The following is a 12790-nucleotide window of genomic DNA, read 5'->3' as shown; positions in this document are numbered from 1 at the left end:
AACCCTTTTTCACCCTGTACTTCAAATAATTTCACCCAAGTAATGACTTGAGATTTAGCTACGCCAATGCTTTCTGCAATAGTTTGATAGCTTTCGTTTCCAGTTAAATAGCGTTTTACCGCTTGTAATTTAACTTCTAATGTATATTTAGACATAAAAACACCCCGTAAATGTTAGTTGGTGTCTAACATTTACGGGGCAGTTCAAAAGACAGGTCTTTTCGTTTTCAAAAACCTAAATATATTGCAGTTCATTAGAAAATTCTTATTGAACTAACCTGCGGCTTTAGTTTAAGTACATTCTTTCACAAACTTTTAGATGCAGGTAAAATCCATAATGCTTTTCTAAAAATCAATCTTTACCTTTAACATAGCCGTTATTTTTATATACAAATGGCACCGCACTAGCGGTGCCATTTAATATACACTTTTATTTACATTGCACTTCTTGCGATATTAACACCAATCGATAACCTTTAAACCTTCCTTTTTACTGAATATGAGCAATGTATCTCCAACGGATCAAAAAGAAATAAGAAACTTGAATAATTGTGAACGCTATTAACACGAGTAACATTTCCATCGCTATCGAAACGGCAGCTAGATCAACCCAAAAGGCTTGTAAAAACATAAATGAAAATGTACTATGCACCATAGCCAATCCCCAGGGCAAGAAAAACTGAGGGATTAACTGACGATTTACGATTTTCACTAGCTCTCTATCCGTAACACCCATTCTCCGAAGTACATCATATTGTTTTTTGTCACGCTCAAGATCTGTATAAAGTTTAAAGTAAACAAAACTGCCAGCTGCAAGCAACAATACCGCTGCTACCAGTAGACCTGTAAATAACAATAAAGAAAACGTTGCCTGGATAAGTGAATAATTTAAACCAGGATTGGAGAAATAGAAGGAGTTGGGATTTGTATTTGAAGTACCCATGGACTGTGTCATAATTCTATCTAAATCTGTCCCAACATCCTTCGTCCGAAGCCACTCAGAAACGTGAAAAGCATAATAGGTTATGTTAGATTCCCTCAAGCCATGCCCATATAAAGGCTCGGTTATCAGCCCATAATCCTCATCACTAATGATTAATGATTTATCTCCAAGAGCAAGTGAAGGGAAAATCACCTGTTTATAGACTCCTTTAATTTGAATTGGTACATTACTTTCTTCTAACACTGTTTGCTCATCTTCTGTTCTTATTTCTTCAGATGCCTCACGCTTATTTGGAATGACCAATGCTTCCCCATTTTGAAGGTCAATCAATGGAATCTTCAATGCAACCGCCAAACTATTCACTTCTGATTCCTTTATAAGATTTACACGGCTACGTAAATTGGAGGAAGTTTGTTTTTTTACGGTGAACTTAACCAACTCGTAGGATAACCCTTCCTTTTGGAGTTCCTGAGATAATTTCATCACATGCTCTTCCTCAAAAGGATTGTCCCAATTACTAGTGTAAAAAATACTAATCGGGTTCATCTCCCGATATTGCGCTGTAAAAGATGTAAACGAAGTCACGACTCCAACCGAAAGAAAAGCTAAAGTCGAAACAAGCGTTACTATAAAAAACATTCGAGCATTTTCTCTAATTTTTATAGAAGCTTCTGCAAAAGCTATTAATCGGAAAGAATGCCAATATAAATTCTTACGCTTTCGTATAACTCCTAAAATATACAAAATACTGTCGGTATAGAATAGATAAGTACCTATAAAAGCCAGTATAATAATGACTACGCTCAGGTAAACCTTAAGTTGAAATAGTGAAAATATTACTAAACTATAAGCCGTTAAAAGTAGCAATAACCCTAAAACTGCTCTACCCTTGCTGTAATTCTCCTGTTCATTTTGCTTACTATATCCTTTCAACAATTGAATAATATTCTTTTTACGAATAAATACTGAACTACCAAACGAAATAATAATATATAAAGATAAAAATACAAGAATGGTTAATGTAAAGGGTTTCCATGACATATATAGCGGCAGACTATCTAGTAAAAACATTTCACGAATAACCATAAAGAAAAATTTAGAAAAGGCAAATCCGAAAAAGATACCTACAGATGTGGATACAACGCCTAAAATCATTGTCTCTAAAAAAATCATCCGATTCAGCTGATGCTTGTCCATTCCTAAGTTAAGAAGCACTCCAAATTCATGCGACCGTGCCTGTAAAAAAGCGCTCATCGAGTAAAACAAAAAAAACAAAGTAAATATTATTAGAATTACCTGTGCAATGAACATTCCACCAAATGCAATATTTTGCAAAAATTGATCTTCAATATTAGGGTGAAACATTAACATAGAGTAAACAAAAAATACTAAAACTGAAAAAATACTCGCTAGTAAAAATGCAGCATATACCCGCGCATTACGAATGACATTATGATAAGCGAATTGTTGAAAGGTCATTTACATTTCCACCTAGTAATGATAAGACATTTAAGATACGTTGAAAGAACGTTTGTCTGCGGTCATCTTTATAAATTTCATTAAAATATTCGCCGTCTTTTATAAATAGAACTCGATCACAATAACTCGCAGCAATCGGATCATGTGTCACCATAATGATGGTTGTTTTACTTTTTTTGTTTACATTAGATAGTAGTTCTAATACATCCTTTGCAGCTTTTGAATCTAGATTTCCAGTTGGTTCATCTGCCAATATGATGGAGGGCTCATGTATTAATGCGCGTCCAATAGCAGTTCTTTGCGCCTGTCCGCCTGAAATTTCAAATGGACGCTTTTCTAAAATAGAGGTTAGGTCAAGCTGTTCCGCAATCTTATTAACTTTCTCTTTCATGACACTTACCGGCTGACCATCTAAAGTTAGAGGTAAGACCATATTCTCTTCCACTGTTAACGCAGGAAGTAAATTAAAATCCTGAAATACAAAGCCAAGCTGTCTTCTACGGAATAGGGATAGATCATTGCTTTTCAACTGCAATGGATCCAGACCGTTGATCATTATATCTCCAGAAGTCGGGCGATCTATTGTTGATATTAGATTTAGTAATGTTGTTTTGCCACTCCCTGAAGGTCCCATAACTGCTAGAAACTCACCCTTTTCAACCTCGAAGCTCAGTTGATTGATCGCTAGATGCGCTACTTTTCCTTCATAAACCTTCGTTATTTCTTCCAGCATCAATATCGACATCGAGCTCACCTCGTTCTGTAGATTCATGTTGTTCAAAAATAATAGATACAGTAGTTCCCTCTCCAACAGTGGATGTGATTTGAAGCTCATGTCCTAACCTGTGACAAATTTCTTGAGCCAAATATAATCCCATGCCAGTAGATTCTCCCGTTTTCCTTCCATTTTCTCCAGTGAAGAAGGCTTTCGTTACCCTTTTCATGTCAGAGCCAGGAATACCTATTCCCTCATCTCGCACGGACAAAATTACTTGGTTATGTTCAAAGGTAGTTTCAAAGTATACCTTTTTGTTTTCTTCAAATGTATATTTAATAGCATTTGTTATAAATTGAGCTATTACAAATCGTAACCATTTTGAATCTGAAGTAATCACACAATCTTCTGCAATCGAAATGACTGGGAACACATGACTTCCTATAAACAAACGCTTATTACTCGAAACCACTTCGGTAACAAGTTGCTTTATATCAATTTGTTCAATTTGCATATCTTCTTCAAATGTATCTAATCGTGCGTTCATCAGAACTGCTTCGAGACCACGCTTCAGACGATCCATTTCCTCCGAAACACCAACTGCATCAACTTGATCATTCCCTTGCGTCATTAACTCGATAACGGAAATAGGTGTTTTCATCTGATGCACCCAACTATTCATAAATTGGAGATGTCTATTTTGTCTCGCATATAAAAGCTGTACTTCCTTTTGATACAGACGGTAAATATGCTGCAAGTACGTCTCTACTTGTTTGATCTCTGCGGACTGCGACTCTCGTTGTAAGACACCCTCTATTTCAGTAGGTACAGAAAGAATCTTTTTATAAAATGCATACTTTTTTACAAATAAGGTCCCTAAAAAGGTCATTGTCAATATACTCGTAATAACTATAGAATACACTGCAGTATCAACATTTCGGAAGCCATCTAGCCAATACAATAGCATGACAAATAATACTAATAAAACCTGAAACACTAAAAAAACTAAATGCTCCTTTATGAACAATCGAATCATATTATGACTCCTCCGGGCTTAGGATTAATCTATATCCCGCTCCTCTTACCGTCTCAATCGTTGATATAACCTTATAGTCACTTAACTTTTTTCGAACTCTTGTCATATTTACATTTAATGTATTCTCATCCACGAATGACTGGTCATCCCACAGCTCCTCTAGTAGCTGCTCTCTGGTCACAAGCTTCGGATGATTGCGTAACAATAATTCCAATATTGTACACTCTTTCTTTTGAAGCGGAATTTCACCATTGGGCGTATGTAACTCCATACGCTCCATATAAAGTTGGAGCCTGCCAACCTTCACAATTCTTTCTTCCTGCTTTGCAGCATATTCACCATACGTTCGTCTCAAATGACTTCTTATTTTAGCTAAGACGATTTCATAGTGAAAAGGCTTCGTGATAAAATCATCTCCACCATTTTCTAGAGCGAAAATTTGATCCATTTCTCCAGATCTCGCGGAAACAAATATAATCGGACAAGTCGTCAATTGACGCAATTGGCGACACCAATAATAGCCATCATAGGACGGTAAATTTATATCTAGTAAAACAATATGTGGATCAAATGCAGTAAACTCCTCTACTATTTGATCGAAGTTCTCTATAGTATGTACCTCATAATGATATTTCCTTAAAGTATCTGCAAGCAAAGATGCAATTTTTCGGTCATCCTCTACTACTAACACACGATGCGTTGTCACAAATATCCTCCTCCACAAAAACAGTTCTTACTTTATCATATCAAAAAAGAGCCCAACATACGTCAGACTCTCTTCCATTTATCAATAAATTAATTGAACAAGCTCTTCTTTTGTAATACCACCGAAGTATTTAGGTACGTCTACGTTTGCTAAAGCCGCTTCTATTCCTTCTTTGCTATATGGTTTGCCAGTTAGTAGCTGTTCTACTTCCGCCATATCACCTACACCGAAGAAGTCGCCGAAGATTTTCACTTCTTCCATCATTCCTCTATTTACATCTAAACGCACATCTACTCCACCTACTGAGAAGCGATGTGAATGTTTCATATTAAATTTAGGTGATTTACCGTAATTCCAATCCCATTGCTGGTAACGCTCTTCTGAAAGCTTGTGGATATTTTCCCAGTCCTGCTCTGTTAACTCCCAATACTGGATATTTTCTTCCCCTTCAAAAATGGAAGCAAGAATTTCTAAACGGAACTGTTCGATTGTCATAGGATTATCTAACAGCTCTTTGATGTTTGTTACGCGACTTCGAATAGATTTAATACCTTTAGATTCAATTTTTTCTTTACTTACTTTTAAAGCTGATACAACAGCATCTATATCTGTATCAAACATTAATGTTCCGTGGCTGAACATTCGGCCACGAGTAGAGAATTGTGCATTGCCAGAGATTTTTTTACCTTCTGCCAAAATATCATTTCTTCCAGATAGCTCTGCATTTACACCCATTTTTGCAAGTGCCTCTATAACAGGCAGAGTGAACTTTTTAAAGTTACGGAAGCTTTCTCCATCATCCTTTGTTAAAAAGCTATAATTCAGGTTTCCTAAATCATGGTACACAGCTCCACCACCTGAAAGTCTTCGAACAGGAATAATCCCATTTTTCTCTACAAAATCAGTATTTATTTCTTCCACCGTATTTTGGTTTCTTCCAATAATAATGGAAGGCTGATTTATGTAAAACAGAAGAAAAGAATCCTTTTCTATGTCCATTGTGTTTAATGCATATTCCTCAATTGCTAAGTTAATGCGTGGATCTGTAATTCCTTTGTTATCAATAAAATACATGTTCATCTCTCCTTTAACATTATTTTATCAAAATTTCAGATAATATGTTGACAAATTGAACTGTGTTATAATACACTAATAATAATAAAACCAGTTATATAACAGATGGAGGTGGAACAACTATGTTAGAAAACGTAATTGAATTTTTCCGTAACCTACCCGCGAAGAAATGTGCTACCTGTGGTGACACAATTGAAGAACAACATGAATGCTACGGGAACCACTGTGATAAATGTACAAAACTTTAATAATGGAAAGAACTACCCACTAGAAACCTCCCTTTCTAGTGGGATTTTTTGTTCGTAAAAAGGAACACATATGCAAACACCCCAAGAATGAAATCCTTGGGGTGTTTGCTATTAAATATAAAATAATTGCGTACAATTCAAGTTCACAGGATCTTGCTTGATTCAAAAAAAACCCACCTCTTTTGCGAGATGGGTTAAAAAGTTTAAGCTTCAACTGTTTCTTTAGAGTGGCGTTTTTTGAACATTAGCATGAAGTAACCAAAAGTTAAGGCAAAACATACTATCATAAACCCTAATAATACACTGTTAGTTGACCAGAAATTGCTCATGTTTCCTGTTGAAATGGATGCTTTAAAACTTTGGACTGAATAAGTCATCGGTAAGAATTTATTAAAGATTTGTAACGGCTGAGGTATTAGCTCCAATGGGAACGTACCTGCACTAGTTGTCAATTGAAGTATTAAGATGACAATTGCTACAAAGCGACCTGGGTCACCTAGTACTGTTACAAGTAATTGGACAATAGCCAAGTAGGTAAAGCTTGTAATGATTGTTGATAATATGAATAACCCTACACTTTGCGGCTCCAATTTTAAGGCAAACAAAGCTATAGCTACAACTACTAATGATTGAATTATCCCTACTATTGACAATACTGAGATCTTACTGAAAAACCAAGATGATCCGCTTGTAGGCTTAATAGCAGACTGCACGAATGGAAATACGATCGATATTAGTAATGCTCCAACAAATAATCCTAAAGATAAGAAGTATGGTGTAAATCCGGTACCATAGTTTGGTACTTCATTTACTCCTTCGACTTCCACATCTACTGGAGAAGCAACCATTTCGTAGGTTGACTCATTTGCTGATACCTCTTTAGACTTTTCACTAGCATCCTTTAAGCTGGATTGTAAAGTTCCAGTTCCTTCTGCTAATTGTTCTGTTCCCTCCGTTAATTTAGCGGAGCCAGATGCTAACTCTCCAGATTTCTCTGCCAATGTTCCAGTTCCAGTTTTTAACTGATTTGATCCAGATGCTAACTCATTCAGACCAGCTACTAAACTAGAGGAGCCATTATATGCTTGTTGAATACCTGTTGTAAAATCGCTCATTTTAGATGCAAGTGTACTAGTACCAGTTGCTAAGCTTGCAGAACCCTCTATTAATGCACTAGAAGAGCCATTTAGTTTGGAAATCCCTTGCTGCGCTTGTGTATAACCGGCACTAAGCTGATTTGCCCCGCTGCTCACTTGAGTAGTACCTTTTTCTAGTGCAGCTGTACCATTAGCCAGCTTTTCAAGACCCGCTGATACTGTAGAACTACCCGTTTCTAACTGTTTCACTGTTTCAACTAGTTTTGCTGCCTGTTCTGCTGGTAATGACTCAGATAACTGAGTTAACTGTTGAGATAGTGCTTGAATCCCAGCAGTTACCTGAGTAGAACCTTCGGATAACTGATTCGTACTGTTATTAATAGTTGCACTGCTAGACTGTAATGTAGCTAAGGAATTTATTAATTCCTTTTCTTTTTCACCTAATAATTGATAGCTATCATTTAGTTTAGCTACGCCGCTTGTATATGTTTGAATTCCACTATTTAGTTGAGCTGCACCAGTAGCTGTTTGATTGACTCCGTCTGCTAATTGCTTTGAACCACCTGAAAGTGTTGATAGTCCACTATTTAACTCGGTTGAACCAGTTGCAGCTTTCTGTATGCCATTTACAACTGTACTAGTACCATCTTGAAGCTTGATCGTACTGCTGGCCAATTGCTCTAAATAACCTTTTAAGTCAGATGCTCCCGTATTAATCTCTGCAGCACCGTCTTTTAATTTACCAGCTCCATCCGAAGCCTCGGCAAATCCATCTCCCAATTTTGTAATAGAATCAAATAATTGCTCCGCATAGGTTTCAGAGACTTGCTTATTCACCTCTGCACGTATTCGGTCCATTGCAGTTTCCCCAATTTGAGAGGATAGGAAGTTATATCCTTCATTTGCTTTGTATGTTATTACCATCTTTTGGGGCTCTTCATCTAACAATGTTGTTGCATGTTGTGAAAAGTTTTCAGGAATCTCGATTAATAAATAATAGTCCTCATTTACTAATCCTTCATCTGCGTCTTCTTTTGAAACAGAAATAAACTTAAACTGTTCACTTTCCTTTAACTTCTCTGATAGGTCGTCCCCTAACGATAGAGCAGTATCATTATACGTAGCACCTTCGTCTGCATTTACTACTGCTACAGGTAGATCACTTAAGTTTGCATAGGGATCCCAAAATGCCCATAGGAACATTCCTGCGTACATAACAGGTATAAACAATACCGCTATTATAGAAATGAGTAACTTTCTATTTGTGAAAATATTTTTCCATTCTGATTTAATCATTAATATTCCCTCCTAGTACTGTATGACCAATTCGTTCAGTCGGTCAATTTTCTCCAAAAAATAAGTCTCAAATAATGAGACTATGAAAAATGGTATCTTGAAAAAAGTCTGTTATTTCCTTTTCTGTTAACGGTTTTTCGTGTGTTAGATTCCAGTCGTTAACGAACGCCAAATACCCTTTTAATAGTAAGTATGCAACGAGTTCACTATTTACTTGACGAATTTCTCCTGCATTAATATACTTATCAACCTTCTGTTTAATAAAGGAAACAATTGCTTGCTCAATTTGCGCCCTTACCTGTATTACTGCGGGGGTTCTCCATTCCTGTTCCTCTGCAATAATTTTAGCAAACAGTTGGTGAGTGTCCCGGAATTCTAGCATTTTCATCAAAGCGGCATATGCATTTTCTTGGAAAGAAGCTTCTTCATTAATCACTTTTGTCGCTTCCTGTTTCATCTCCGTAATTACACGAAGTACAATTTCTTGAAAAAGTACTTCTTTATTTTCAAAAAAGGTATATATTGTTCCTTTTCCTACATTTGCAATTTTAGCTATTTGCTCCATCGTTGTAGCTTTAAAGCCAAACAAGGAAAAGGATTTAGTTGCAGCTTCTAATATTTCCTGCCTGCGATCCATTCGCTACACCCCAATCTAAAAAAATGACCAGAAAACCGATTCGGTCATCTAGTCACTATAATACACCCATCTTATTTCATTGGCAAGGTATTTATTCGTGATTCATTTCACTCATTGAATTATCACTATCATCTGGCAATACCTTACTCATATCGGGTTCACCAACAATCAGTTCCTGCTTTGGCATAACATGAAGTCCCCTTGCATTTGTATGAGCAAACATATAATAAACTCCATCATGATCAAATGAATAATTTGCTTCATATACGCCATCTTCTGTTAAATTTCCTTCTATCATATGCCCTTCGTCACGCAAGCCTGATTCCCATACCTCAAATTCAACGCTAGCATCATCCACTGATTTATCCGATTGCGTTACTTTTGCAGATAAGACAACATCATCTACAGAAAGTGTTTCAGCTGTTTGGATGTCTACTATCACTTCTTCCAATGTGCCTTCATTATTACTTGTTGATGGACTTTCCGATGCTTCTTTATCTCCGCAACCTACAAGTGTCATCGTTGCAAATACTAGAACTGCTAATGTCTTTTTCATAAAAACTATTCCTCCCAAATTGGTAATGTTATATAAACCGTTGTTCCTTTTTCTACTTCACTTGTGAATATTAGCTTGCCTTTTTGCATTTCGATAAGTTGAGAAGCAATGGATAGTCCAAGACCAGTTCCCCCATCTATACGACTTCTAGCCTTATTTACACGATAAAACCTTTCGGTAATACGTGTCAAATGCTCCGGTGCTATTCCACACCCTTCATCTTGAATATGAATAGTTGTGTCATTCTTTGCTAGTTCATTTCCTATTTTGATGGAGGATGAGACAGGCGAATAGTGAATAGCATTTTCTAAAATATTGATTAATATTTGTTTGGTCATTTGCTCATTAGCTTTTATAATTGTATCCTCGTCTATTGTAACAGTAAACGATATTTGCTTTTTATCTGCTAATGTTTTGACCAGCTGCAATACCTCCCAGACAATCTCCGATAACACTAAAGGCGATATATGAACTTCCTGATGCTGTTCAGAACGTGCTAATGTTAGCAAATCATTTGTCAATTTCTGCATTCGATTAGCCTCTTGCACAATAAGTGTATAAACCTCTTTTTTCTTATCTTCTGGAACAAGATGCTGTTCAAATGCTTCCCCATACCCTTTTATATAACTAATCGGCGTACGTAGTTCATGGGATACAATAGATAAGAAATCTCTTTTTTTCTCATCTTCTTCCTGAATAGACGTTGCCATTTGGTTAAAGGTTTTAGCAAGTTCCCCAATTTCGTCGGTCGATTTCACATCAACTCTTGTGTCGTATTTTCCTACTGCCATTTCATTGGCTGCTACTTTTAGCTTATCTAGCGGCACGAGAACTTTTTGCACTGTCTTTAAACTGATCCATGCCATTAAAAGGAGTAGGAGAGATACTGTTATCAATAAAAAAATGACATCCTTCGAAGCCATTTCCGTTATTTTCGTTAATGGTACATAGACATATATAATTCCTTCTAGCCTATTTTCATCGACTAAAGGATAAATAACGGATACAACTTCTCGGTTAAATCTCTTTTCATAACCTCGTTTAATGACTGCCTCACCTTCAATAAGCTGAGCGCGTTCCTCTGGACCAATTAATGACTCATAGTCTATATCAAAAGGAATACAAGCACTAAGCTCTTTCGGATTTCGTACAGTAAAAACCTCTACGTCCGAAAATCGATTGAAGTCTTCTGTTTGTTTGATGAAGTAATTTGTAACTGCTCCACCCTTATACGTACCTCGTAAGTTTTCTGCTATCTCTATCATGGAGGTTTCTGTATCCTCCACATAAAGTTCTTCATATAGAAAATTAGTGAATATCATTAAGAATACAATCGTGATAGTTATGAACAATAAAAGCAACATCCAAATTTTTACGGATAGTTTTTTCATTCTACTACCTCAAACCGATAACCTATTCCCCACACCGTCTCAATATATTTCCCAGCTTGTTCTCCTAGCTTTAATCGAAGTGTTTTAATATGCGTATCAACAGTACGCGTTCCGCCTTCATAATCCATTCCCCAAATTCGTTCTAATAGCTGCTCTCTGGAAAATGCTTTTCCTTCATATTTCATGAATATATGAAGTAATTCATATTCCTTTAACGTCAGTTGGATTTTTTCATTATTTACTGTAATTTGTCTACTCACTACATCATGTTCAATAATTCCTACTTTATGATGTTCATATGAGTTTATACCAACTCTACGAAGTATAGCATTTATACGAGCCATTAATTCGATAGCTGTAAATGGTTTGATGACATAGTCATCCCCACCAAGCTTTAACCCTTTGACTAAATCTGTTTTAGCATCCAACGCAGTTAAAAAGATAATCGGTATTGGAGAAAATGTTCTTATTTTCTCACAAACCTCAAATCCATTCATGCCAGACATCATCACATCTAGCAGTATTAAGTCTATGTTGGACGTTCGCACTTGTTCAATTGCGTCTTCTCCATTATCCGCGTGGAGGACATGATGACCTGCTTGATATAAATGAAGTTCAACTAGCTTGCGCATTTCTCTTTCATCATCTACGACTAATATAGTAGTCATCATTCAATCTCCCTTACGATTAACTGGAATGGGCCTTTTCCGACCTGCAGTTTTTTGGTAATCTCACCAGACTGGATAAAATATAATTGATGATCATCATAACCAGCAAGCACCATACTATCACCAAAGGAGCTTATCCAAAACGGGTTTGCTCCTGCTTTGATAGAGTTTAAAACCTCACCAGTTTCGGATATTTCATAGACTGAACTACTACCGTGACTTACGGTGAAAACATGTCCATTATTCGCTCTAGCCATATTAATAGGCATTAATGGAACTTTAATTTCACCTATTAGTTCACCAGTATTTATATTCATTCTTTTAATAGAGCGATTAGGACTACTTCCTGCACCGTGGCCGCCTAACCAAAGTTCATTGTCCTTTATAAATAGACCATGAGAAGAAGTCGGAATTGCCCACTCATCTACTTGTTCTAACTCCATAGATAGTTTAGAGAGGAATTCATCTTTAAAATTGACGACAAAAAGATTATTGCCATCAGAAATCATTGCCATTGGATAATTTCCAGTAGCTTGAGTCTGTATTTTTTCCCCTTTTGTATTATAAAGGGAAACTGTATTATCTATAGCATTGGTAATATAGATTTTTTCTTCATATACATACGCATAAGTAGAGCCTTCACCTACGTCAATAGAAGCTACCTGTTTACCTGTTGATAATTCAATGAGTTCTGCCTTTTCAACGGTATATCCATAAACTAGAAGTAGATCATCTGTTGCTAATGCAAAACCCGTGTAGGCCTCTTCTAGCTCCCATGACTCCATTATTTTAGCTTCATTTGATATAAAGTCTATGCTTCCGTCTAATGTATTCAAGCTAGCAACAAAATCCGTATCCGAGGGGATGGCTGGAAAGCTTGCCTCTGAACACCCTCCTATAAAGCAAAGTAATAAGAGTATAAATAACTTCTTCACCTATCCACCC

13 protein-coding genes are annotated in these 12790 nt (G+C 36.5%); 1 reads left to right on the top strand and 12 read right to left on the bottom strand.

Going from position 1 to position 12790, the window contains the following annotated elements; all coding sequences use genetic code 11:
• From BM260_RS18950 to BM260_RS17390, 6 genes are all read right to left on the bottom strand, one after another.
• On the bottom strand, positions 1-155 hold a 155-nt coding region (locus BM260_RS18950), incomplete at its 3' end, for a transposase (RefSeq protein ID WP_139219875.1).
• A 334-nt stretch (positions 156-489) separates the two neighbouring features.
• Positions 490-2421, bottom strand: a complete 1932-nt coding sequence (locus BM260_RS17410) for an FtsX-like permease family protein (protein WP_093538617.1) — start codon at positions 2419-2421, stop codon at positions 490-492.
• Complete coding sequence (locus BM260_RS17405; RefSeq protein WP_093538616.1) at positions 2393-3166, bottom strand: ABC transporter ATP-binding protein; 774 nt, start codon at positions 3164-3166, stop codon at positions 2393-2395. The genes BM260_RS17410 and BM260_RS17405 overlap by 29 nt, the downstream gene beginning before the upstream one ends.
• Positions 3126-4172, bottom strand: coding sequence for a sensor histidine kinase (locus tag BM260_RS17400; RefSeq protein WP_093538615.1), 1047 nt, complete (start codon positions 4170-4172; stop codon positions 3126-3128). The genes BM260_RS17405 and BM260_RS17400 overlap by 41 nt, the downstream gene beginning before the upstream one ends.
• Position 4173: 1 nt before the next feature.
• The gene (locus BM260_RS17395) at positions 4174-4878 is read right to left on the bottom strand and encodes a response regulator transcription factor (protein WP_093538614.1); all 705 of its coding nucleotides are present in this window, start codon (positions 4876-4878) and stop codon (positions 4174-4176) included.
• A gap of 81 nt (positions 4879-4959) precedes the next feature.
• Positions 4960-5952 (bottom strand): lipoate--protein ligase, encoded by a 993-nt coding sequence (locus BM260_RS17390; protein WP_093538613.1) that lies wholly within the window; start codon positions 5950-5952, stop codon positions 4960-4962.
• A gap of 122 nt (positions 5953-6074) precedes the next feature.
• Between BM260_RS17390 and yhfH the strand changes: the two genes are divergently transcribed.
• A complete protein-coding gene (gene yhfH / locus BM260_RS17385; RefSeq protein ID WP_093538612.1) occupies positions 6075-6200 on the top strand; it encodes a protein YhfH in 126 nt (41 codons plus the stop codon).
• 203 nt (positions 6201-6403) lie between these two features.
• Here yhfH and BM260_RS17380 read toward each other — a convergent pair whose 3' ends face one another.
• The 6 genes from BM260_RS17380 to BM260_RS17355 all read right to left on the bottom strand — a co-directional run bounded on the left by BM260_RS17380 (position 6404) and on the right by BM260_RS17355 (position 12780).
• Positions 6404-8593 (bottom strand): YhgE/Pip domain-containing protein, encoded by a 2190-nt coding sequence (locus tag BM260_RS17380; RefSeq protein ID WP_093538611.1) that lies wholly within the window; start codon positions 8591-8593, stop codon positions 6404-6406.
• A gap of 67 nt (positions 8594-8660) precedes the next feature.
• Positions 8661-9230 (bottom strand): TetR/AcrR family transcriptional regulator, encoded by a 570-nt coding sequence (locus BM260_RS17375; protein ID WP_093538610.1) that lies wholly within the window; start codon positions 9228-9230, stop codon positions 8661-8663.
• Between the two features lie 91 nt (positions 9231-9321).
• Positions 9322-9786: a FixH family protein gene (locus BM260_RS17370; protein ID WP_245762772.1), complete on the bottom strand. Its 465-nt coding sequence runs from the start codon at positions 9784-9786 to the stop codon at positions 9322-9324.
• Between the two features lie 5 nt (positions 9787-9791).
• The gene (locus tag BM260_RS17365) at positions 9792-11177 is read right to left on the bottom strand and encodes a sensor histidine kinase (RefSeq protein ID WP_093538609.1); all 1386 of its coding nucleotides are present in this window, start codon (positions 11175-11177) and stop codon (positions 9792-9794) included.
• Complete coding sequence (locus BM260_RS17360) at positions 11174-11845, bottom strand: response regulator transcription factor (protein ID WP_093538608.1); 672 nt, start codon at positions 11843-11845, stop codon at positions 11174-11176. The genes BM260_RS17365 and BM260_RS17360 overlap by 4 nt, the downstream gene beginning before the upstream one ends.
• A complete protein-coding gene (locus BM260_RS17355; RefSeq protein ID WP_093538607.1) occupies positions 11845-12780 on the bottom strand; it encodes a YncE family protein in 936 nt (311 codons plus the stop codon). Before BM260_RS17355 ends, BM260_RS17360 begins: the two co-directional genes overlap by 1 nt.
• Between the last annotated feature and the right edge of the window lie 10 nt (positions 12781-12790).

This window comes from Psychrobacillus psychrotolerans (assembly GCF_900115805.1).
Classification (GTDB): Bacteria; Bacillota; Bacilli; order Bacillales_A; family Planococcaceae; genus Psychrobacillus; species Psychrobacillus psychrotolerans.
The sequence above is the reverse complement of the archived record's forward strand: the minus strand, read 5'-3'. Positions and strand labels throughout refer to the sequence as shown.

Coding starts and splice junctions, on each gene's coding strand:
- BM260_RS17410 (WP_093538617.1), bottom strand. CDS start 2,421: ATGACCTTTCAACAATTCGCTTATCATAATGTCATTCGTAATGCGCGG.
- BM260_RS17405 (WP_093538616.1), bottom strand. CDS start 3,166: ATGTCGATATTGATGCTGGAAGAAATAACGAAGGTTTATGAAGGAAAA.
- BM260_RS17400 (WP_093538615.1), bottom strand. CDS start 4,172: ATGATTCGATTGTTCATAAAGGAGCATTTAGTTTTTTTAGTGTTTCAG.
- BM260_RS17390 (WP_093538613.1), bottom strand. CDS start 5,952: ATGTATTTTATTGATAACAAAGGAATTACAGATCCACGCATTAACTTA.
- yhfH (WP_093538612.1), top strand. CDS start 6,075: ATGTTAGAAAACGTAATTGAATTTTTCCGTAACCTACCCGCGAAGAAA.
- BM260_RS17380 (WP_093538611.1), bottom strand. CDS start 8,593: ATGATTAAATCAGAATGGAAAAATATTTTCACAAATAGAAAGTTACTC.
- BM260_RS17375 (WP_093538610.1), bottom strand. CDS start 9,230: ATGGATCGCAGGCAGGAAATATTAGAAGCTGCAACTAAATCCTTTTCC.
- BM260_RS17370 (WP_245762772.1), bottom strand. CDS start 9,786: ATGAAAAAGACATTAGCAGTTCTAGTATTTGCAACGATGACACTTGTA.
- BM260_RS17365 (WP_093538609.1), bottom strand. CDS start 11,177: ATGAAAAAACTATCCGTAAAAATTTGGATGTTGCTTTTATTGTTCATA.
- BM260_RS17360 (WP_093538608.1), bottom strand. CDS start 11,845: ATGACTACTATATTAGTCGTAGATGATGAAAGAGAAATGCGCAAGCTA.